This window comes from Fundicoccus sp. Sow4_F4, from assembly GCF_052116145.1.
Classification (GTDB): Bacteria; Bacillota; Bacilli; order Lactobacillales; family Aerococcaceae; genus Fundicoccus.
In genome coordinates this window covers 703,539-726,032 of record NZ_JBQKLQ010000001.1, presented here as the reverse complement: position 1 = coordinate 726,032, position 22,494 = coordinate 703,539, and the positions used below count along the sequence as shown (strand labels likewise).

Below are 22,494 nucleotides of genomic sequence, written 5' to 3'. Positions count from 1 at the left end.
TAAATGGTTAATCTATCTGATTGAACTGCCTATTTTTGAAGAAAAACTTAGTTGCAGAGAAAACATCCTGCGTTTTGCTTTACCTTTCATTCAAACGGATGTTTGTTATAATAGGAGTATGCCAATACATTTAGTGCTTTCACACATATAGAAATATTAGAACACTTTTAATAGGAGGATGTACTATGACAAAAGTTTCTGTTTTAAATTTGGTGCCACATTTCGAAGGTGAAACTGAAAAAGAAGCCATTGATCGAGCAACAGGTTTAGTGTCAATTGTTGAAAAACAAGGATACACTCGTTATTGGGTTGCAGAGCATCATAATTTCAAAGGGGTCTTGAGTTCAGCCACAGATTTAATCATGCAACATTTATTAGCTAATTCATCAACGATTCGCTTAGGTGCGGGAGGCGTTATGATACCTAACCATACCACTCTACAAGTAGCGGAAAGATTTGGTACTTTAGCGACGTTATATCCTGATCGTATCGATTTAGGTTTAGGACGCGCACCAGGGACTGACCAAGCAACAGCACGATTGATTTATAGGGGAGATTCAAGTGAGGGAGGCTTTGCGCGTTCGATTCTAGAGTTGCAACGTTACTTCGGTCCAGAGGAAATCCAAGAAGAAGTGATTGCTAATCCAGGAATCGGTTTAGAAGTACCTTTATATATCTTAGGAAGTTCTATTAGTTCAGCCTACGTCGCAGCGGAGTTTGGCTTACCGTATTCTTTTGCTTCTCACTTTGCTCCTCAACAAATGTCTGAAGCGTTAGAGATTTATCGTTCTCGATTTAAACCATCAAAACAACTAGCGCAACCATATGTTATAATGGGTGTCTTAGGTTACGGTGCACAAACAGATGAAGAAGCTGATAGGCTCTATATGATTAATCAAAAAGTAACATTAGATTTAATCAGAGGAGAACAAGGGCATTACAAACAACCGGATGAGAATTTCCGTGATCAATTAACGTCAGCGGAAAAATTATTTATCGACTCTAGAATGGGTATTAGCTTAAAAGGTAGTAAAGAAACGATCACCAAGCAATGGCAAGAGTTATCAGACACTTATCAAGCAGATGAAATTATTGTAGTTTCTTACTTGCCGACATTAGAGCAATTAGAAACATCTTATGGAATAATTGCAGAGGTCGTTTTAAATGATAAATAAATAGAACTGTATACTCACTTGCCACAACAAAAAAGTGATATCAGACTCCAATGAGTGCCAATTTTGATTTAAAAACCAGCAGACGCAGCATTTGCTAGTCGAAAATGAAATATGCAACTTTTTTGTATAGTAAAGTATCAGTGCCTAATTGCCTGATACTTTATTTTTATCATAATGATTGATAAAATAGATTAGATGTCAAGATTAGAAAGAGGACTTTCATGAAAATATTATTTATAGGCGATGTCGTCGCTGCAAGAGGGCAAGAAGCACTCAGTCAATATTTACCAGAATTAAAACAACGTTTTCGACCACAATTAACGATTGTTAATGGTGAGAATATTGCAGAAAATGGAAAAGGTATCACTGAAAAATTATATAAATGGTTGTTAAATCAAGGGGTAGATGTGGTAACGTTAGGCAACCACGCTTGGGATAACAGAGACATATACGAATTTATTGACTCAGCAAACTGCTTAGTGCGACCGGTTAACTTACCCAAAGGGACACCAGGTAAAGGTGTACATTATGTGAAGGTTAACCAAGAAGAAGTAGCCATTATTAATGCTTTAGGGAGTGTCTTTATGGGACCGTGTATCGATCCTTTCCAAGTATTGCCTGATGTGATTAAGGAAGTCAGAGAAAGAACGCCTCATATTCTGATTGACATGCATGCTGAAACTACAAGCGAAAAGCAAGCAACAGGGTGGTTATTTGACGGTCAAGTATCTGCAGTAGTGGGTACACATACGCATGTTCAAACGAACGATGCGCGAATTCTGCCTAAAGGAACTGGCTATATGAGTGATGTAGGGATGACTGGCGCTTTGAATAGTATTATTGGTTTTAGACCAAGCGACGCTCTACACAGGTTTACAACTCACTTACCACAACGCCTCACTCCAGAAACAGAAGGACCATTTGTGTTAAGTGGAGTGTTTATTGAAACAGATTCCCAAACAGGCTTAGCTAAAAAAATAGAACCGATTCGCTTGAGCAATAGTAATATGTCATCGGTCAGTAAACGAAAATTTGATTAAGAGTTATGTGAATTAGAATGAGGTGTAAGTGTGTCAAGTAAAGCAAAAGTAACGCCAATGATGGAACAGTATAATGAAATGAAGGCACAATATCCAGATGCCATCCTATTTTTTAGGTTGGGTGATTTTTATGAAATGTTTAATGAAGATGCAATTGAAGCAGCAAATATTTTAGAAATTACACTAACCTCGCGAAATAAAAAAGCAGAGAATCCTGTGCCAATGTGTGGTGTACCACATCATTCAGCAACTGACTATATAAAAAGATTGGTAGAAGCAGGTCGCAAAGTAGCGATTTGTGAACAAATGGAAGATCCTAAATTAACCAAAGGGATGGTCAAGCGTGAGGTTGTTCGCGTTGTGACTCCAGGTACTATTTTGGAAGAGGATGCCATTCCTAATAAAGAAAACAATTACTTAGCAGCTTGCTATTTTAGTGGACAACACTATTATGTAAGTTTTATCGATATTTCAACCGGAGAGATTCAATTAACGCATACAGATGACTGGGTACAATATGTCAATGAAATTCAAGCAATTCATCCAACTGAGATTGTGATGGAAAGCTTGCACAAAGAAACAGCAGAAGCGATAAAGATCCATGAAGCTGTTAAAGCTCATTACACTTATTACCAATTACCTGAGGATACTAAAGGTGAAATTGGATGGCAGTTAGATCAGGCAACTAAAGAGGAAGCTTATTTATTAAACGTTCTTTTCGAATATTTATTCAGTATTCAAAAGCAAGCATTGCACCATGTTAAACCGGTTCAGCGCTATGAATTGAGTCAATATTTACAAATGAATCATTATGCCAAGGTACAATTAGAATTGACGCGTTCTTTGCGAACTCAAAAGCGTAAAGGAAGTCTATTATGGCTGATTGATCGTACAAAAACTGCCATGGGTGGACGTTTATTACATCAATGGCTAGAAAAGCCCTTATTAAGAATGGAACCATTAGTGAAACGTCATCAAAAAGTGGAGCAGTTGATGAATCATTATTTCGAAAGAGTCGATTTGATGACTTGTCTGGGCAAAATATATGATTTAGAACGTCTTGTAACAAAGATAAGTCTAGGAACAGCGAATGCTCGTGATGTTGATCAGTTACGTTATTCATTGAGTCAAATACCGGTAATTAATCACCTCCTAACTCAAATTAATCAGGAACTCAATGGTCTTTCTGTCGAGGTGTTCGATTTATTACCAACATTTTCTGATTTATATCAGCATATTGAAGAGGTCTTAGTTGATGAGCCACCCATATCGATAACGGATGGTCATATCATAAAGACAGGTTATCATGAGGAATTGGACCGTTATCATGATGCGTTAGAAAATGGACAACAATGGTTAGCGCAGTTACAGTTAAGAGAACGTGAGCTAACAGGCTTAAAAACATTAAAGGTTGGTTATAATAAAGTCTTTGGCTATTATATTGAAATTAGTCGCTTACAGGCTGCACAATTGAAGGATGATCGCTATATTCGTAAGCAGACTTTGGCGAATAACGAACGTTATATCACTGAAGAATTGAAAGAAATGGAAACAACAATTTTAAGTGCTCAAGAAAAAGCTGTAGATTTAGAGTATCGCTTATTTTTAGAACTACGAGCAAAAATTAACGAATCCATCAGCCCACTTCAATTTTTAGCGAGTCAAGTCGCTGAACTGGACGTTCTATGTAACTTTGCAACAGTAAGTGAAACAGAAGGCTACGTGAGAGCGGATTTAACGACGGATAACAAAGACATGATTTTAAAAGATAGCCGTCATCCAGCTGTCGAAAAACTAATAGGCCAAGCGGCATTCGTACCGAATGATTTAGTTATTACACCAGAACAATCGCTCTTGCTACTTACTGGGCCCAATATGTCTGGTAAGAGTACTTATATGCGTCAAATTGCTTTTTGCGTTATTATGAACCAAATTGGTTGTTTCGTTCCTGCAAAAGAAGCGCGCTTACCGTTAATTGATCAGATTTTCACCCGTATCGGAAGTTCTGATGATATTTCGAGTGGACAAAGTACATTTATGGTTGAAATGATGGAAACTAATTATGCGATTTCTCAAGCAACAGAACGTAGTTTATTATTATTCGATGAATTAGGTCGTGGGACAGCTACCTTTGATGGTATAGCCTTAGCAGAAGCGATTTTATACTATATTGCTGAAAAAGTGAATGCTGCGACGGTTTTTTCAACGCATTTCCATGAATTAACTGAACTCGATGAGAAAATATCAACGTTAAAGAATGTTCATGTTGGAGCAACTGAGCATGAAGGAGAAGTTGTCTTTTTACACAAAATTATCGATGGACCTGCTGATAAAAGTTATGGGATTCATGTAGCTAAATTAGCTGGTTTACCTCAATCCTTATTAATTCAAAGTCAAAAGACGTTGACGGAATTAGAAGCTAAAGCCCACCAATTACGTCACCCTGGCGCAGTCCAAATGAGTTTGTTTGATGAAACAATTAAACCATCAGATGATAAACTAGAAAGTCCTGCGAGTGCAATATCTAGTGAGATTAAGCAGGTGTTAAAAGAGATTGAAGACGCTAATATTAATTTAATGACACCTTTTGAAGCAATGCAAAAACTACTCGACTGGCAACAGCAGTTGAAATAACCCAATAGTAAACATACAATGTCTGGAAGGAGGATTTTATGGGGAGAATTAAACAAATGTCAGAGGCATTAGCTAATCAGATTGCTGCAGGAGAAGTGGTCGAAAGGCCCGCTTCTGTTGTGAAAGAATTAGTTGAAAATGCGATTGATGCGAATGCAACAGATATAGTTGTTGAACTACTCGAAGCGGGGATTCAAAGAATTCGTGTCATTGATGACGGTGATGGAATGGACGAGGAAGATATTGGATTGGCATTCCAAGCACATGCGACAAGTAAAATTTACTCAGTGCATGATTTGTTCAGTATTCATACCTTAGGTTTTAGAGGAGAAGCTTTGGCTAGTATCGCCTCTGTAGCTAAAGTGAGACTTGAATCTAGTCAAGTGAGTGATGAAGATGATGCGACAGGTCATTTTGTACAAGTTTCGGGTTCAAGAATTGTTGAACGTGGTATATCAAAACCAAGAAAAGGGACAATTATTACAGTAGATAGTCTTTTCTATAATACACCCGCTCGCTTAAAGCATTTAAGTAGCATTAAGACGGAATTAAGGCATATACTTAATTTTGTTCAAGAGATTGCCCTTTCTTTTCCAGAAATACGCTTTACATTAAGTAATGACGAACATAAATTATTCACTTCTTTTGGAACTGGGCAGTTGAGACAAACAATTGCTAACGTGTATCAACCCGCTTTAGCCAGACAATTACTTGAGATAGAAGCAAGTGATAATGACTTTGAATTGTCAGGCTTTATTTCACCACCACAGTTAACACGTACGAATCGCCAATATATTCATTGGATTGTGAATGGACGAGCGATTAGAAGCTACGCTTTGAATAATATACTTATCAGAGCCTATGGAAGAAGATTGATGATTGGACGCTTTCCAGTGGCGATTATTCGAGTGAATTTAGACCCACGATTGGTTGATGTCAATGTTCATCCGACTAAACAAACGATTCGTTTAAGTAAAGAGGAAGAACTCGCTAAACTATTAACACAAACAGTTCAAGAAAAGCTTAGTAGTATCAACCCAGTGCCGGAAGTTGATCTAAAAGACATTCCTAATCTACCAAAGCAGAAGCCTCGTGTTGAAACGTTACCATTTGAGTTTAGACAGATAGAAAAGCAAACTTCATTTGACGGGCCGACAATGACCGAAAAAACTGATAAAAAAATAGTCACTCAACCAGAAACAGCCATAAATAAGGCATCTAACGAGTCTTCATCTTCGGATATCTTTAAAGTTGAAGCCCCCGTCGGTGAGTATGATGCAGTCCAACAGAATCAAGTTGAGGCAGAAACTAATGAAAACAAACTCACCAAAGATTCGCAACAAGCAATTGAGAAAACAGCACATCTGATTGACTTTAAACAGTTACGATATGTTGGACAAATTCATGGTACTTATTTGATTGCAGAAAGTGAAGTAGGCTTCTATTTGATTGATCAACATGCTGCTCAAGAGAGAAGTCGTTATGAAGCATTTATGCGTTATGATCCTAATGTCTTATTGCAGCAACAGTTGTTATTTCCGATTGTTTTTAATTTTACCCAAGCGGAAGTATTGCAGATTGAACAGATGCAGGAACCTTTTGAACGCTTGGGGATATTTTTAGACGCTTTTGGGCCTACAAGTTTTCAGTTAGAGAGTTATCCTAATTGGTTATTGCAAGATGAAGTGGAACAAATGGTGTATGATTTAGTCGAATTATTAAGCGATCAGCCAGATTTAACAATCGCTCAAATAAAAGAAAAGACTATCATTATGAAAAGTTGTCGAGGCGCTATTAAAGCCAATCACTATTTAGACGAAAGACAGGCAAAAGCATTGATTGAGAGCATGGCGGAGTTAGAAGATCCTTACCATTGCCCCCATGGCCGACCGGTTTTTATTGAATTTAATCAGAATACGTTAGAGAAACTATTTAAACGAATTCAAGATCCACATGAAGGAGGTCATTTTAGATGACAAAGGAAAATTTTAAAGAAACAATTGAAAACTTAACAGAATTACAATACAAGGTTACTCAAGAGGAATTTACAGAACGTCCATTTTCAGGAGAATATGATGATTTTTATGAAAAAGGTATCTATGTAGATATTGTGAGTGGAGAACCGTTATTTTCTAGTACAAGTAAATATGATGCTGGCTGTGGCTGGCCATCTTTTTCTACTCCAATTCCAGGTAGTAGTTTAAAAGAAGAAATTGATAACTCACTTGCAAGAACACGGATTGAAGTTAGAAGTTCACAAGCAGATTCTCACCTAGGGCATGTCTTTGAAGATGGACCCGAAGATATGGGCGGACTACGTTACTGTATTAACTCTGCATCATTAAAATTTGTTCCGCTAGCTGAAATGGACGACGCAGGCTATAGTGATTATAAGAAGCACGTGGAGTAAGCAATATGTATGAATTTATTGAAGGAACATTACTTCATATCTATCCTACCTATTTAGTACTTCAAGCCAATGGGATGGGTTTTCAGATATATTGTGCTAATCCTTATCGTTGGCAAGATTTACTAATGCAAACAGCAAAAATTTATGTTGAATTAGTGGTTCGAGAGGATTCAATGACTCTATATGGCTTTAAAGATTTAAGTGAAAAGAAATTATTCTTAACTCTGAATAAAGTTTCTGGAATTGGTCCTAAGAGTGCAATGTCAATTTTAGCATTGGATGACCATCAAGGCTTAATTCAAGCCATTGATGCAAGCGACAGTAAGTATTTAATGAAGTTTCCAGGTGTCGGCAAGAAAACAGCTCAGCAAATGATTTTAGACTTACAAGGGTCACTAGATTTTGCAGCTGATTTCACCAACGACCCTAAGGACGCTCAAGAGGTTCAACAACAACAGCTCTTAGAAGAAGTCTACGAAGCTTTATTAGGTTTAGGTTACTCACAAAGAGAAATTAAGCGCATTGAAAAACCACTTGGTGAACAAAACTTTGAGAATACTCAAGCGGCGTTAAGTGTTGCGTTTAAATTATTAATTAAATAAAAACAAGTGATGAGAGGAGGGTGAAAATGAGCGAAGAACGAATAACTAGCGCAGAATTGTTAGCGGACGAAGTTGAAGTATTAAGTTTACGTCCGCAAAGATTAGCTGAGTATATTGGTCAAGGTAAAATTAAAAATGAGCTAAGTATCTATATTCAAGCAGCTCAACAAAGACAAGAAGCATTGGATCATGTTCTGTTGTATGGCCCTCCTGGACTTGGAAAGACCACATTAGCCATGGTAATTGCCAATGAATTAAATGTTGGTATTCAAACGACCAGTGGTCCAGCAATTGATCGCCCAGGGGACTTGTTAGCAATTCTCAATGAGCTAAGCCCAGGCGATATACTATTTATTGATGAGATTCATCGCCTGCCACGAGTGGTAGAAGAAGTATTATATTCTGCTATGGAGGACTATTTTGTAGATATCATTGTGGGACAAGGTCCATCAGCTCATCCTGTGCATTTCGAATTACCACCATTCACATTAATTGGAGCAACTACAAGAGCTGGGATGTTGTCTCAACCTTTAAGGGATCGGTTTGGAATCATTGCTCATATGGAGTACTATCAACCCGCTGACTTGAAATTAATAGTGGAACGTAGTGCCGTTGTTTTTGATACTCAAATTGACGAAACCGGTGCGACGGAGGTTGCTTTGCGAAGTAGAGGGACACCTCGTATTGCAAACAGAATTTTGAGACGCGTTAGAGATTACGCGCAAGTAAAGAGTGATGGAATCATAACTAAAGAAATTACCGAAGCGGCTTTAGACATATTAGCAATAGATGAAAAAGGATTAGATACTATCGACCGTCGTTTATTGATAACAATGATTGAACATTATAATGGTGGACCGGTAGGGATAAATACGATTGCCGTAAATATAGGCGAAGAAATTGAAACTGTTGAAGATATGTATGAACCTTATTTGTTACAAAATGGTTTTCTTAAACGAACACCTCGCGGGCGTGTGGTAACACCATATGCGTATGAACATTTAGGTATTCGCTATCCAGATAGAATGAAAGAGGAATTTTAATGTTAACGACTAAAGATTTTGAATATGATTTACCTGAAGAATTAATTGCGCAAACACCCCTAGAAAACCGAAGTTCATCGAGTTTGTTAGTGGTTAATCGTCAAACGGATGAATTGACTGATACGACGTTTGATCATGTTTTAGATTACTTACAAACAGGCGATGCTTTAGTGGTAAATGAGACTAGAGTTATTCCAGCACGGATATTTGGAGTAAAACCGGATACCGGAGGGCATTTGGAAGTGTTACTGTTAACCAATACGCATGGCAACCAATGGGAGTGTCTTGTAAAACACTCTAAACGAGCAAAAGTTGGAACAGTCATTCATTTTGGTGAGGATGCTCGATTAAAGGCGACAGTTGTTAAAGAGTTAACGCACGGTGGCCGGATCATTGAGTTTTCATATGAAGGTGTGTTTTTAGAGGTGCTAGAATCATTAGGCGAAATGCCCTTACCTCCGTATATTAAAGAACGTTTGGATGATCCAGACCGTTATCAAACTGTTTATGCGAAACATAATGGCTCAGCTGCGGCTCCAACTGCTGGCTTGCATTTCACTCCAGAATTATTGGAACAAGTGAAGAAAAAAGGCATAGAACTTATTCCGCTAGTACTACACGTTGGCTTGGGAACGTTCCGACCCGTTTCAGTAGACAATTTAGAAGATCATGAAATGCATGCGGAATTTTACCAATTAAGTGAAGAATCTGCCTTGAAAATTAATCAGGTGAAAGCTAATGGTGGTCGAGTTGTAGCTGTTGGCACCACGAGTGTCAGAACCCTCGAAACAATTGCGTGCGAGAATAACGGTAAATTGCTTGCAAGTTCAGGCTGGACATCAATATTTATTTCTCCAGGTTATACATTTAAAGCTGTAGATGCATTAATTACCAATTTTCATTTGCCAGCTTCAACACTCGTTATGTTAGTAAGTGCTTTTTATAATCGTGAAGCAGTTATAGCAGCTTATGAACATGCAGTGGCGCAGAAGTATCGTTTCTTTAGTTTTGGCGATGCCATGTTACTAATTTAAATTAAGCACTCTACTTAAAAATATAAAAAAGCGAGCTAGCGTCAGATTACTGACTGTTAGCTCGCTTTAAATTTTAAGCGTCTGTAGTTGGTTCGATTGAATTTTTCAAAACATTAGCGATAATAACGACTCCTATGGCCACAATTAAACCTAAGAGAGAAGCGCTATTGAAATCATAGCTTACACTCGTCAATGAGCTGCCTAGATAATAAGCAACATGACCTAGAATAAAACTCCAAAATAAAGTAACGATATACTTCATATAATCCCTTCTTTCATAATCAGTTTATCAATAAAGGAAAAAAAATACAATTCTATTTGTTTAGAGTTAAACAAAACGTAGTAAAGAATGATATGATTATCTTAAATAAAACGTTTGTTTGTTAAAGTGTATACAGGAGGTTTTGCGCAGTGTTATTAAATGTTAGAACCGCTTACTCGTTATTAAATAGCACGGTTAACATTCAAGACTATGTGAAAAAAGCGAAAGAATTAGGCTATCAAGCGATTGGAATCGCAGATCATAACGTTTTACATGGTGCACTTGAATTTTATCAAGCTTGTCAAAAAATAGGAATAAAAGCTTTAATGGGAATGACGCTAGAAATACCAGGTCTCGTTAGACAAGAGACTCGTTATCCCTTAATTATTTATGCAAAAGATTATGAGGGCTATTTAGTCCTATTAAAACTATCGCGATTAGCTAATCAACCCCAAATAGCTAATCAACAAATTTGGCAATTAATTTCTAATCAAGAAAAGCATTTAATCCTCATTAGTGGTGGAAGAAATGGCGAGATTGAACAAGCCCTTATTCATGATGATCAAGAATGGGCCAAGCAAGTGTTAAGTTTGTGGCGGTCCTATTTTGGCAGTGGAAATGTTTACTTGGGTGTTCCAATTTATCCTTATAATCCTTTAGAAATCGCGAATTTAGTTGAATTCGCCCAACAATCTCAAATACCAATGGTCAGTAATCAGCTGGTTGACACCATTAATCAAGAAGATGCTTTTAGTTTGAAAGTGATGCAAGCTATTGCGGCGAATGAACAATTAGATATCTCATTACGGAATATACGTGGTGGACACTACCTTTATTCTGCAAGGCAAATGGAGTCACTTTATGAGGAGGCAAAACTTAATGAATGTATCCAACACACACAAATTTTAGCGAATGAATTAAATGTAGTCATTCCTTTGGATCAGCACTTGTTGCCCAAATATCAAGTGCCTAATCAGTTAAGTTCTGATGATTATTTGAAACAACTGACCTTTGAACGCCTTAGCTCACTGAATTTATTAGATCAAAGGGCCTATACTGAACGATTAGAACATGAATTAACGGTCATTAGACAAATGGGGTTTAGTGATTATTTTCTAATTGTTTGGGACATTATTTCTTACTGTCACGATAAGAAAATCAGAGTAGGACCAGGACGTGGCTCAGCCGCTGGTTCATTGGTTAGTTATTTATTGAAGATTACTTTAGTTGATCCGATTGAATATGATTTACTTTTCGAAAGATTTTTGAATCCAGAGCGGTTTAATATGCCGGATATTGATATCGATATTCCTGATAATAAACGTGAACAAGTTCTACGTTTTATAGAAACGCATTATGGTTATGAGCAAGTTGCTCAGATTTGTACCTTTGGGACGTTTGGTGCCAAGCAGGCCATTCGCGATACATTACGAGTCTTAGGAGCTGACGCTCAAGAATTGAAAAAGTGGTCAAATGCTATACCACGTGAATTAGATATTACGCTCGAAAGTGCGTTTATTAAATCTGGTGAATTAAGACAGATTGTTGAAAGTTCAGACTTGAATCAACAATTGTTTCAAGTTGCTTTGACTTTAGAAGGCTTACCACGTCATATTTCGACACATGCGGCAGCAGTTGTTATCAGTGATTTTCCGTTAGAAGAACAAGTGCCTGTTTTCGATCGTCAAGATCAAATGTTAATTACACAGTATGCAATGGCAGATGTCGAACGTATGGGACTTCTAAAAATGGACTTTTTAGGACTACGAAACTTAAAATTACTGGATGATGTGTTGAATAATATAAAGCTATCCCAAGAAGAAGAAATTGATATTGCAACAATTGATATGAATGACTCGAGAACACTCGAACTTTTCCGCAAAGCAACGACAGCGGGGGTGTTTCAATTTGAATCAGATGGTATTCGTAATGTATTGAGGAAGTTACAGCCAGCTTCATTTGAAGATATTGTCGCGGTGAATGCCTTGTTTAGGCCAGGGCCAATGAAGCAAATTGATCGCTTTGTCAGACGGAAACACGGTGAAGAAAAAATCGAGTATTTACATCCATTGTTAGAAAAAACACTGTCTAATACTTATGGAATCATTGTTTATCAAGAACAAGTTATGCAAATTTGTCAACAAATGGCTGGATTTAGTTTAGGTCAAGCGGATATCCTTAGAAGAGCTATGGGAAAAAAACAAGTGGATATTATGGAACGCGAAAGAACACATTTCATCCAAGGCTCTCTTGAAAATCAGATTGACAGACAAACAGCTGAACGTGTGTATCAATATATTTATGAATTTGCTAACTATGGATTTAACCGTGCACATGCTGTTGTTTATTCAACACTGGCTTATCAATTAGCCTATTTAAAAGTACATTATCCTTTAGAATTTTACCAAGCTTTACTGAATAATGGACGTTCAAACAGCACAACTGCTAATCAGTACTTTCAAGAAGCTAAGAAACGTTTGAAGAAAGTGGGCGGGCTAGACATCAATTTCAGCTTAGCAGGTTTTTCGATTTATAAAAAACAGCTTCAGGTTGGCTTTGATTCGGTTAAAGGCATGCGTAAGGACTTAATTCAACATATTATCGATAATCGAAATTTATTAGGACCTTACACGGATTTATTGAATTTTCTAAGACGACTCCCTAATAATTTTTTAAAAGATGAGATTGTCCAACCATTAATCGATGGTGGGGCCTTTGATAGTTTTGGTTATAACCGTGCAACTTTGACACACAATTTATCCACAATGATTCAAAGTGTTGAATTTAGTGGTCAAAATATAAATTTATTTGCAGAAATTGAACCAAAAGTGACCTGGGTAAAAGAGTGGAGTTTAACAGAACAACTTGACAGAGAACAAGAAGTGCTAGGCTTTACTTTAGCGGGACATCCTATTGATGAGTATCAAGAGTATATTGAGAATCATCCGGAATTGAGTCCTTTAGCTTCAATACATGACATGAAAGCTAAACAACGCTTTAAAGCAATTGCTTATATCAAAGGGATTCGTGTGATTCGAACGAAAAATAATGATTTGATGGCTTTTGTTAGTGTCAATGATGCGGATTCTGAAGCGGAACTCATAGTCTTTCCACAACAGTATCAACGTTTTTCATCACTTTTAGTGGAGCAACAAATAGTGTTTCTTGATGGAACGATTAGTCTGAATAAACGAGATGAAAAACAAGTCATTATCAATGATTTAAAAGTTGCCAATAAACTAGATTTAACGTTCGAACGTAAAGAAATTACTAAATGTTACGTGAAGATACCTGATTTTAAGACTGCAACTGATCAAATACAAAAATTAAAAGATTTGGCGATAGAAAACCCTGGCCCGGCGATCATAATATTAGTTAATGATCTAAGACAGACTTGGCAATTTAATTCTCCTTATACAATTAGTTATAGTCAAAGAGTACAAAATGAAGTTAAAGAAATTTTTGGGAATGAACGAGTGGTATTTAAGTAAATTTTAAAGCGTGAAAATGAAAGTTAGCCCATTTTTTGATGAAGTCTTTCTCATGTGATTCTTACTTTATATAAACCTCGTTAACTTTACTGAAAAAATATGACAACTCTTACAATTAGTGGTAGAATAGGCCGTGTGTGTGTAATTATTATTAAATTTTTTATTTTGAGGTGAATAGATGAAACGCATTGCAGTATTAACAAGTGGTGGAGACGCCCCTGGTATGAACGCTGCCATTCGTGCGGTAGTTGAACAAGGCTTGCACCATGGTATTGAAGTACTAGGTGTGAAGTTTGGGTACAAAGGACTGGTTGAGGGAGAGTTCATTCCTTTAACAGTTGCGGATGTCCATCATCAAGTAAAGCGCGGAGGAACGATGCTTTATACCGCTCGTTATCCGGAATTTAAAGAAGAAGCAACGCAACTAGCAGCAATTGAACAACTTAAAAAGCATGAAATTGATGGTTTAATCGTTATTGGAGGAGACGGCTCATTTGGGGGTGCGCTAGCTCTTACAAGACACGGATTCCCAGCAATTGGAATTCCAGGAACGATTGATAACGATATTCCAGGTACGGAGTATACAATTGGTTTTGACTCAGCGATGACTGTCGCTTTAGAAGCGATTGATAATATTTCAGATACAGCTGCATCACATAACCGAACCTTTGTTGTTGAAGTTATGGGACGTCACGCTGGAGATATTGCTATTTGGGCAGGTATTGCTGCCGGTGCAGACGCCATTATTATTCCAGAAGAAGAGTATGACCTAGTGGATGTGGCTAGACGCGTTACAGCAGGTCGTGCAGCTGGTAAAGATTATTCTATGATTGTTTTAGCAGAAGGTGTAATGGGTGTTGAGGCATTCGTTAAGCAGTATAGTGAAGTAGCACCTGGGCAAAGTGTACGTGGGGTAACATTGTCACATATTCAACGTGGTGGAAATCCAACTGGACGAGATCGTGTATTTGCTACATTAATGGGAGCTAAAGCAGTAGATTTACTAATTCATGCACAATCAGGTATTTATGTTGGGATTATCAACGAGGAATTAGCAGTCTTTGATATTGTTGAAACACTTGAAAAAACTAAACATAAAGTACGGGAAGATTTATATGAATTAAACTTAGAGCTAACTGATCGCGTAATAGACTAAAAAAGGAGCTTCAATCAATGAAAAAAACTAAAATTGTATGTACATTAGGACCTGCTTCAGACACAAAGGAAATCTTAACACAGTTAATTAATGAAGGGATGAACGTTGCACGTTTTAACTTCTCACATGGATCTCACGAAGAACATTTAGAGCGTTTCAATAAACTGAAAGCTGCTCGTGAGGAAACTGGAAAATTAGTGGCTATTTTATTAGATACTAAAGGGCCAGAAATTCGTACACACGAAATTGAAAACAATCAAGCAGAACTTGTTAAAGGCTCAACAGTCCGTATTGCGATGGAAGAAATCGTCGGAAATGCTGAAAAGTTCTCTGTTTCATACCCAGAATTAATCAACGATGTTGAACTTGGAACTAAAATTTTAATTGATGATGGTTTGATTGAATTAAATGTGACTAAAATTGACCGTGAAAACAATGAAATTGTCACTGAAGTACAAAATACAGGAACAATTAAAACTAAAAAAGGTATCAACGTACCTGGAGCGAAATTGAACCTACCTGCGATCACTGAAAAAGACGAATCAGATATTCGCTTTGGCGCACAGCAAGGAATTGACTTTGTTGCAGCAAGTTTCGTTCGTAGAGCGAGTGATGTAATGGAAATTCGTGCTGTTTTAGAAGACGAAGGCTTTGGCCATATTAAAATCGTTTCTAAAATTGAGAACGAAGAAGGCGTACAGAATATCGATGAAATCTTACAAGTTTCTGACGCAATCATGGTTGCTCGTGGTGACTTGGGAGTTGAAATTCCAACGGAAGATGTTCCGATTGTTCAAAAACAAATCATCAAGAAATGTAACCAAGCTGGTAAACCAGTTATAACAGCAACTCAAATGTTAGACTCAATGCAAAAGAATCCACGTCCTACACGTGCTGAAGCAGGAGACGTAGCGAACGCTATCTTTGATGGTACCGATGCGGTAATGCTTTCTGGTGAAACAGCTGCTGGAGATTATCCAGTTGAAGCAGTTAGAACGATGGCAAGTATTTGTTCACGTACAGAAGAAGCTTTTGTTGGTCAAGATGCTTACACATTGAAAAGCTACGGCAATGATGATTTAACTGAAGCAATTGGTCAAGCAGTTGGACATACAGCGCGTAACTTAGGGATTAAAACAATTGTTGCAGCGACTTCTTCAGGTCATACTGCTAACATGATTGCTAAATACCGTCCACAAGCTCATATTCTTGCAGCTACTTTTGATGAAATCTCAGCTCGTCCATTAGCATTAACTTGGGGTGTAGAAGCTTATGTCATCGAAAAACCAGGTTCTACTGATGAGATGTTAGATTCTGCAACTGCATTATCTCAAGAAAAAGGTTATGCTAACGAAGGTGATTTAATTATCATTACGGCTGGTGTACCAGTAGGTGAAGCAGGAACAACAAACATCATGAAAATTCAATTAATTGGTACACAATTAGTTAAAGGTCAAGGTGTTGGTAGCGGAAACTTTATCGGTAAAGCTGTATTAGCCCAAGATGCTAAAACTGCAAACGATAACGCTGTTGTAGGCTCTGTATTAGTTGTTAAATCAACGGATAAAGAGTATGCTCCTGCATTAGAAAAAGTTGGCGCAATCATTGTTGAGCAAGGCGGAATCACTTCTCACGCATCAGTTATTGGTTTAGAAAGAGGAATTCCAGTAATTGTAAGTGCAGAAGGCGCATTAGAAAAAATTAAGAATAATGAATTAATTACAGTAGATGCACGACGTGGCATAATCTACCGTGGTGCAACAATTAGTATTTAAGAATAAGTATATTTAGACGAAATCTTCCCTAGGGCATGTTGGTTTTTTAGTTGGCGAAATCGATACCACTAAAACTAACTATGACACAAGGGAAGGTTCGTCTTTTCTTTTGGAATAAATGCTATAATAGTCAAGACGATATTCCGAAAGTAGATAAATGAGAGGTAGTGAATCACAATGATTAAATATGGTGAGATAGTAACGGCAGTTGTAACCGATGAAAACGAGAAAGAATATTTCGTACAGAGTCAAGGGGTCACGTTTGCTTTAGCAAAAACAGACGTTGAGGAAGCATTAAACAATGGTGAAGAAGTTGAAGGAATGGTTTACGAAACACAAACCGGTAAGAAAGTCATTCAAGTAGATTTACCTGATATTCGTCCAAATTATTATGGCTGGGGAACAGTGGTTTCTAGCCGTAAAGACTTAGGCGTTTTCGTTGATGTAGGTTTATTGAATAAGGAAGTCGTTGTTTCACTAGATGATTTACCATTACTTAATCATTTATGGCCCAAAAAAGGCGATCGCTTGTACCTGACTTACTCAGTCGATGATCGTAATAGATTCTGGGGACATATGGCAGATGCTGAAAAAATGGCAGAGCTCTTCATCAAAGCACCTATGAGATTAAAAAATCAAGACATTACAGCAACTGTTTATCAATTAAAAATGGCAGGTTCCTTAGCAATCACTGAAGAAGGATTTTCAGCCTTCTTGCATGAGAGTGAAAGACAAAACGAGCCTCGTTTAGGACAAGTGCTACAAGGACGTGTTGTTGGAGTCCGCACGGATGGTGGAATCAATATATCCCTAAATCCTCGTGCCCACGAAGCAATTGATGATGATGCTAAAATGTTGATTGCAGTTTTACAGAAAATGCCAAATGAGCACTTACCATTACATGATAAGTCAGCGCCAGACGAAATTAAACAACAATTGGGGATAAGTAAAGCCCAATTCAAGCGAGCCGTTGGAAACTTAATGAAGAATTCTATGATTAAGCAAGTTAAAGGTGACGGAATTTATTTGCTTAAAAACGATTCGGAATAATGACTAATGTTTGAAGAGCTTATTGAGGAGTTTAAACGCTATCTTCTGATTGATCAAGGTAAATCAGAGAATACGATTAAAAGTTACCAGCTTGATTTAAACAAATTCATTCTTTTTTTGGAAGAACAAGATTTGACGGAAATAATTGAAGTGGATCAACAAACCATACAACTTTTTCTAGCACACTTAAGACAAGCAGGTTATGCTAATAGTACAACGAGTCGAATGATTTCATCCTTAAAGCAATTCTTCATTTACTTAATGAAAGAAAGCATGATTAAACAGAATCCATTAACTTTAATTCAAGGGCCTAAAAAAGCTCAAAGGCTTCCAAAAGTCTTGACGATGAAAGAAGTAGAAGCGCTGATTCAAGCACCAGATACCTCAACTCTATGGGGATTAAGAGATCGTACGATATTAGAAGTAATGTATGCGACAGGCTTACGTGTGACTGAATTAACTCAATTGAGCTTGGATGAATTACATCTAGATTTAGGTTTTATTCAAACAGTAGGTAAGGGTGATAAGGAGCGGTTAGTTCCTTTAGGAGAAGAAGCTGAGTATTGGTTACAACGCTATTTGGATTTAGTCAGACCAAGCTTTGCTTTGAAAGGAACAACTGCAACACACTCTGTTTTCTTAACAGAAAGAGGCAAACAATTTACCAGACAAGGTATTTGGAAAAACCTCAAAAAATATGTTGCATTAGCTAATGTGGATCAAGACGTGTCACCACATATGCTAAGGCATTCATTCGCAACACATTTACTGGAAAATGGAGCAGATTTACGTATGGTTCAAGAGTTGTTGGGGCATTCAGATATCTCCACGACGCAGATTTATACACATATCTCTAAACAAAGATTGCAGAAAGTCTATCGGCAATATTTTCCAAGAGCATAAAATAATCAAACAATATTAATAGGAGGTTTTTTGATGAGTTTTGATCGAATTCATTTAGTAGTACTAGATTCAGTCGGTATAGGAGAGGCACCAGATGCAGCTGAGTTTAATGATTTAAATTCCCATACTTTAGGAAACATTGCTAAAAATGCAGGGTTAAAAGTTCCTAATATGGTAGAACTTGGCCTAGCGAATATTGAGGCTTTGGAAGGACTAGAAGCTCAAGAAACAACGAAGGGTTATTGGACAAAGTTAGAAGAAGTGTCAGTTGGTAAAGATACGATGACGGGACACTGGGAAATTATGGGCTTAAAAATTGAAAAGCCATTTAGAGTGTTTCCGGATGGTTTTCCCAAAGAGTTACTTGACCAAATTGAAGAGTTTTCAGGTAGAAAGATTGTTGGGAACAAACCAGCATCAGGAACAGAGATTTTAGACGAATTAGGAGAATACCAGATGAAAACGAGAGACTTAATCGTGTATACATCTGCAGATTCCGTTTTACAAATTGCAGCCCATGAAGAAATTATCCCTTTAGAAGAATTATACCGTATCTGTGAATTCTGTCGTGAGATTACATTAGAAGAACCCTATATGTTAGGTCGCATTATTGCGCGTCCATACTTAGGAGCGCCTGGTAACTTTAAGCGTACAAGTAATCGTCACGATTATGCTCTAAGTCCGTTTGGAGAAACTACATTAGATTACTTAAAAGAAGCGGCTTTAGATGTCATTTCAATTGGTAAGATTAATGACATTTTTAATGGACAAGGACTAACTGAAGCAATTCGTACGACTGATAATATGGATGGTGTTGATAAGTTAATTGCTAAATTAGGAGAAGATTTCAAAGGCCTAAGCTTTACAAATCTTGTTGATTTTGATGCAGTTTACGGTCATCGTCGTAATGTTGAAGGCTATGCAGAAGCGCTAGAAGAGTTCGATGGCCGTTTACCAGAAATCTACGCTAACTTAAAAGAAAACGACTTACTTATTTTAACGGCGGACCATGGTAATGACCCGACTTATCCAGGAACGGATCATACAAGAGAGTATGTGCCAATTTTAATTTACAGCCCGAAATTTACTCAAGCAAAAGAATTGAAGGCAAGGTATTTTAGTGATATTGCGGCAACTATTTCAGAAAACTTTGGTGTTAAACAGACTGAAAACGGAACGTCGTTCTTATCACAATTAATCTAAAAATTATAAAGCGAGGAAATGTATATGTTTAAAGATACAAAAGATTACTTAGTTTCAAAAGGAATCATTGAACCAGAAATTGGCTTGATTTTAGGGTCAGGTCTAGGGGAATTAGCAGACGATATTGAAGATGCTGTGAAAATTCCTTACGAAGATATTCCAAATTTTCCAGTTTCAACTGTTAAAGGTCATGCTGGTCAATTAGTTTATGGAACATTGTCTGGTCGTAAAGTGATTGCTTTACAAGGCCGTTTCCACTACTACGAAGGTTATGACTTACAAACAGTGACTTATCCAGTAAGAGTTTTTAAAGAGCTTGGAGTAAGTAAATTAGTGGTAACGAATGCTGCAGGTGGTGTAAACACGTCATTCGTACCTGGTGATTTAATGATTATTACTGATCAAATTAACCTAACCGGTGAAAATCCATTGATCGGTGAGAATATTGACGCGCATGGACCACGATTCGTTGATATGACAGAAACATATAGTAAACGTGGTCAGAACCTATTAATTGAAATCGCGAAAGATAACCAATTGCACTTACAACAAGGTGTATATGCTTGGTTTACGGGACCTACCTATGAAACTCCAGCAGAAATTAGATTTGCTCGTACAATCGGAGCGGACGCTGTAGGTATGTCAACCGTACCAGAAGCGATTGTTGGAAAACATTGTGGAATGGAAGTGTTTGGTATTTCATGTATTACTAACTTAGCAGCAGGTATGCAAGCTTCGCTAAACCATGATGAAGTAGTTGATGTAACGACTGTTGTTAAACCACGCTTTAAGAAATTAATTAAAGATTTAGTGAAACGCGCATAAGACTACTTTACGGCTTGATAGTTGAAATTTCATGTTTTGAATGCTATTATCTCAAAAGTGGAGCTAAGGAAGGAGGATGAATATGCTAATACGTTCTAAAAATAAAAACGAAAAAATTGTGTTAGGGTTATTATCTTATACATATGATGACAATGTTAAAACTGAAGTTTTAAAAGAACTGTTAGAGAATTATCGTAATGACGATAATCGTGAGATTTATCTATACAAAGATGATTCTTCTGGAAATTATGTCGGCGTTATGGCTGTTGAACATAATCAATCCTCGGTTACCAATAGTGAGGATGAAATTTCAATTCGAGAGAATATCATGGTTCAACGAGTAGCAGTGATACCTTCTTTTAGAAATGAAGGCATCGGCTATAAGATTTATAATGATTTACGTCATTCACATCCGAATGCGACAATTATAGGAACAACAACGAATAAAACGATTGATTTAGTTTCAAAATGGGCACAACAATATAACGATGCACAGTCTAAATGATTTAGTGGAGAATGAGGGTAGATATGTCAAATACTGAATTAAAATTGGAGTTGGAGGCATTTCAGGGTCCCTTTGATTTACTATTGCATTTGATTAAGCAAATGAAAGTGGATATCAATGATATTCCAATGAGTGAGATAACCTCACAATACTTAAGCTATCTTCATTCGATTCAAGAGTTTCAACTCGATGTTGCTGGAGATTATTTGGTTATGGCGGCGACTTTGCTAGAAATAAAAAGTCGCCTTTTGTTGCCAATTGAACCCGATCCAGAATTTGAAGGGGACTATGAATCAGAGGATCCTCGTCAGGTTTTAGTTCAACAATTACTGTTGTATCAACAATTTCAAGATGTTGCGACCGCTCTAGAATTAAAACAAATTGAACGTGCAAAGCTTTATACACGGCCCAGCGAAGACTTGTCTTTACTGCAACAATTTGTTCCTTTAGATGAGGGGGATATCACGCTTCAACAATTAAGCGAAGCGATGTCTTTGGCTTTACAAAGAGAGTTAGAAAGAGCACCAAAACAAAAAGAAATAATTCATGATCCATTAACTGTTTCGCAAAGAATGGATGATATTTTATCAGTTTTGAATGGCTTGGATGCAAACGATTCGATTCATTTTAATGATCTAATTCACCATAATAGTCGTCATGAAGTAATTACAACTTTTATGGCTATGCTAGAGTTAGTTAGAAAAAAAGCAATTATATTCAATCAAAATGAAGCATTACAGCCAATTGAAATACTTAAAGCAAAGGGAGAGGCTTAGAAGAATGAATTTAATTAAACGAGTGCATGCGATTCTGTTTGTCTCAGGACAAGAAGGTGTCAGCCGAGAACATTTATCGAATTCATTGAATGAAAATGTTAAAGCGATTGACGCAGCATTACAGCAATTAAAATTGAATTTATATTCAGATGAAGACTCTCCAATTGAATTAGTCAATTTCAATCAACACTATGTACTTGTTACCAAAAAAGAGGTAGCACAGGATGTTGAAACTTATGCTCAGTCACCTTATAAAAACACGTTGACACGTGCTGCGATCGAAACGTTAGCAATCATTGCTTATCGACAACCAATTACACGTCTGGCAGTAGATGAAGTAAGAGGAGTCTCTTCAGCAAGTATGATTCAAAAGCTGATAGGTCGAGACTTAGTTAAAGAGGTAGGGCGAGTCGAAGCGCCAGGAAGACCTGTCCTATACGGTATAACAAATTACTTTATGGATTATTTTGGCTTACAGTCTTTAGAAGATTTACCGGAAGTCGAACCATTGGAATTAAATTCCGAATCCGCAGTAGAAGAATTATTTTCTACTAAAAATTGGCAGATTGAATTATATGATGAATTAGAGAACTAATCGAAAGAACAAGAG

19 protein-coding genes are annotated in these 22,494 nt (G+C 37.1%); 18 read left to right on the top strand and 1 reads right to left on the bottom strand.

The window, feature by feature from the left end:
• Positions 1–185 precede the first annotated feature (185 nt).
• The 8 genes from ACTQ5J_RS03310 to queA all read left to right on the top strand — a co-directional run bounded on the left by ACTQ5J_RS03310 (position 186) and on the right by queA (position 9,938).
• Entirely contained in the window at positions 186–1,175 is a 990-nt protein-coding gene (locus ACTQ5J_RS03310; protein WP_441750581.1) for an LLM class flavin-dependent oxidoreductase, read from the top strand.
• Positions 1,176–1,396: 221 nt separating this feature from the next.
• Positions 1,397–2,215: a TIGR00282 family metallophosphoesterase gene (locus tag ACTQ5J_RS03305; RefSeq protein ID WP_441750580.1), complete on the top strand. Its 819-nt coding sequence runs from the start codon at positions 1,397–1,399 to the stop codon at positions 2,213–2,215.
• 30 nt (positions 2,216–2,245) lie between these two features.
• Positions 2,246–4,849, top strand: coding sequence for a DNA mismatch repair protein MutS (mutS, locus tag ACTQ5J_RS03300; protein ID WP_441750579.1), 2,604 nt, complete (start codon positions 2,246–2,248; stop codon positions 4,847–4,849).
• Positions 4,850–4,887: 38 nt separating this feature from the next.
• Entirely contained in the window at positions 4,888–6,825 is a 1,938-nt protein-coding gene (gene mutL, locus ACTQ5J_RS03295; protein ID WP_441750578.1) for a DNA mismatch repair endonuclease MutL, read from the top strand.
• Positions 6,822–7,259, top strand: coding sequence for a peptide-methionine (R)-S-oxide reductase MsrB (gene msrB / locus ACTQ5J_RS03290; RefSeq protein WP_441750577.1), 438 nt, complete (start codon positions 6,822–6,824; stop codon positions 7,257–7,259). Before mutL ends, msrB begins: the two co-directional genes overlap by 4 nt.
• A 5-nt stretch (positions 7,260–7,264) precedes the next feature.
• Positions 7,265–7,861, top strand: coding sequence for a Holliday junction branch migration protein RuvA (ruvA, locus tag ACTQ5J_RS03285; protein ID WP_441750576.1), 597 nt, complete (start codon positions 7,265–7,267; stop codon positions 7,859–7,861).
• Positions 7,862–7,887: 26 nt separating this feature from the next.
• Complete coding sequence (gene ruvB / locus ACTQ5J_RS03280; RefSeq protein WP_441750575.1) at positions 7,888–8,904, top strand: Holliday junction branch migration DNA helicase RuvB; 1,017 nt, start codon at positions 7,888–7,890, stop codon at positions 8,902–8,904.
• Complete coding sequence (gene queA / locus ACTQ5J_RS03275; RefSeq protein WP_441750574.1) at positions 8,904–9,938, top strand: tRNA preQ1(34) S-adenosylmethionine ribosyltransferase-isomerase QueA; 1,035 nt, start codon at positions 8,904–8,906, stop codon at positions 9,936–9,938. The genes ruvB and queA overlap by 1 nt, the downstream gene beginning before the upstream one ends.
• A gap of 73 nt (positions 9,939–10,011) precedes the next feature.
• On the opposite strand, the gene ACTQ5J_RS03270 is transcribed toward queA, so the two are convergent.
• A complete protein-coding gene (locus ACTQ5J_RS03270) occupies positions 10,012–10,200 on the bottom strand; it encodes a YjzD family protein (protein WP_441750573.1) in 189 nt (62 codons plus the stop codon).
• Between the two features lie 149 nt (positions 10,201–10,349).
• On the opposite strand from ACTQ5J_RS03270, the gene dnaE reads away from it, so the two are divergent.
• The 10 genes from dnaE (at position 10,350) to scpB (ending at position 22,479) form a co-directional block, all read left to right on the top strand.
• A complete protein-coding gene (gene dnaE / locus ACTQ5J_RS03265; protein WP_441750572.1) occupies positions 10,350–13,691 on the top strand; it encodes a DNA polymerase III subunit alpha in 3,342 nt (1,113 codons plus the stop codon).
• Between the two features lie 178 nt (positions 13,692–13,869).
• Positions 13,870–14,847 carry a 6-phosphofructokinase gene (pfkA, locus tag ACTQ5J_RS03260; protein WP_441750571.1) on the top strand — a complete coding sequence of 326 codons (978 nt, stop codon included), beginning with the start codon at positions 13,870–13,872 and terminating at the stop codon, positions 14,845–14,847.
• A gap of 17 nt (positions 14,848–14,864) precedes the next feature.
• Entirely contained in the window at positions 14,865–16,622 is a 1,758-nt protein-coding gene (pyk, locus tag ACTQ5J_RS03255) for a pyruvate kinase (protein ID WP_441750570.1), read from the top strand.
• A gap of 177 nt (positions 16,623–16,799) precedes the next feature.
• A complete protein-coding gene (locus ACTQ5J_RS03250; protein ID WP_441750569.1) occupies positions 16,800–17,672 on the top strand; it encodes a CvfB family protein in 873 nt (290 codons plus the stop codon).
• 6 nt (positions 17,673–17,678) lie between these two features.
• Positions 17,679–18,575, top strand: a complete 897-nt coding sequence (xerD, locus tag ACTQ5J_RS03245; RefSeq protein WP_441750568.1) for a site-specific tyrosine recombinase XerD — start codon at positions 17,679–17,681, stop codon at positions 18,573–18,575.
• Between the two features lie 33 nt (positions 18,576–18,608).
• A complete protein-coding gene (deoB, locus tag ACTQ5J_RS03240) occupies positions 18,609–19,778 on the top strand; it encodes a phosphopentomutase (protein WP_441750567.1) in 1,170 nt (389 codons plus the stop codon).
• Between the two features lie 24 nt (positions 19,779–19,802).
• Complete coding sequence (locus ACTQ5J_RS03235; RefSeq protein ID WP_441750566.1) at positions 19,803–20,603, top strand: purine-nucleoside phosphorylase; 801 nt, start codon at positions 19,803–19,805, stop codon at positions 20,601–20,603.
• A gap of 82 nt (positions 20,604–20,685) precedes the next feature.
• On the top strand, positions 20,686–21,108 hold the full coding sequence (locus ACTQ5J_RS03230) for a hypothetical protein (RefSeq protein ID WP_441750565.1): 423 nt from the start codon (positions 20,686–20,688) through the stop codon (positions 21,106–21,108).
• A 23-nt stretch (positions 21,109–21,131) separates the two neighbouring features.
• A complete protein-coding gene (locus ACTQ5J_RS03225) occupies positions 21,132–21,884 on the top strand; it encodes a segregation and condensation protein A (RefSeq protein WP_441750564.1) in 753 nt (250 codons plus the stop codon).
• Between the two features lie 4 nt (positions 21,885–21,888).
• Positions 21,889–22,479, top strand: a complete 591-nt coding sequence (scpB, locus tag ACTQ5J_RS03220; protein ID WP_441750563.1) for an SMC-Scp complex subunit ScpB — start codon at positions 21,889–21,891, stop codon at positions 22,477–22,479.
• The last annotated feature ends 15 nt before the right edge of the window (positions 22,480–22,494 follow it).

Coding starts and splice junctions, on each gene's coding strand:
- ACTQ5J_RS03310 (WP_441750581.1), top strand. CDS start 186: ATGACAAAAGTTTCTGTTTTAAATTTGGTGCCACATTTCGAAGGTGAA.
- ACTQ5J_RS03305 (WP_441750580.1), top strand. CDS start 1,397: ATGAAAATATTATTTATAGGCGATGTCGTCGCTGCAAGAGGGCAAGAA.
- mutL (WP_441750578.1), top strand. CDS start 4,888: ATGGGGAGAATTAAACAAATGTCAGAGGCATTAGCTAATCAGATTGCT.
- msrB (WP_441750577.1), top strand. CDS start 6,822: ATGACAAAGGAAAATTTTAAAGAAACAATTGAAAACTTAACAGAATTA.
- ruvA (WP_441750576.1), top strand. CDS start 7,265: ATGTATGAATTTATTGAAGGAACATTACTTCATATCTATCCTACCTAT.
- ruvB (WP_441750575.1), top strand. CDS start 7,888: ATGAGCGAAGAACGAATAACTAGCGCAGAATTGTTAGCGGACGAAGTT.
- queA (WP_441750574.1), top strand. CDS start 8,904: ATGTTAACGACTAAAGATTTTGAATATGATTTACCTGAAGAATTAATT.
- ACTQ5J_RS03270 (WP_441750573.1), bottom strand. CDS start 10,200: ATGAAGTATATCGTTACTTTATTTTGGAGTTTTATTCTAGGTCATGTT.
- pfkA (WP_441750571.1), top strand. CDS start 13,870: ATGAAACGCATTGCAGTATTAACAAGTGGTGGAGACGCCCCTGGTATG.
- pyk (WP_441750570.1), top strand. CDS start 14,865: ATGAAAAAAACTAAAATTGTATGTACATTAGGACCTGCTTCAGACACA.
- ACTQ5J_RS03250 (WP_441750569.1), top strand. CDS start 16,800: ATGATTAAATATGGTGAGATAGTAACGGCAGTTGTAACCGATGAAAAC.
- xerD (WP_441750568.1), top strand. CDS start 17,679: ATGTTTGAAGAGCTTATTGAGGAGTTTAAACGCTATCTTCTGATTGAT.
- deoB (WP_441750567.1), top strand. CDS start 18,609: ATGAGTTTTGATCGAATTCATTTAGTAGTACTAGATTCAGTCGGTATA.
- ACTQ5J_RS03235 (WP_441750566.1), top strand. CDS start 19,803: ATGTTTAAAGATACAAAAGATTACTTAGTTTCAAAAGGAATCATTGAA.
- ACTQ5J_RS03230 (WP_441750565.1), top strand. CDS start 20,686: ATGCTAATACGTTCTAAAAATAAAAACGAAAAAATTGTGTTAGGGTTA.
- ACTQ5J_RS03225 (WP_441750564.1), top strand. CDS start 21,132: ATGTCAAATACTGAATTAAAATTGGAGTTGGAGGCATTTCAGGGTCCC.
- scpB (WP_441750563.1), top strand. CDS start 21,889: ATGAATTTAATTAAACGAGTGCATGCGATTCTGTTTGTCTCAGGACAA.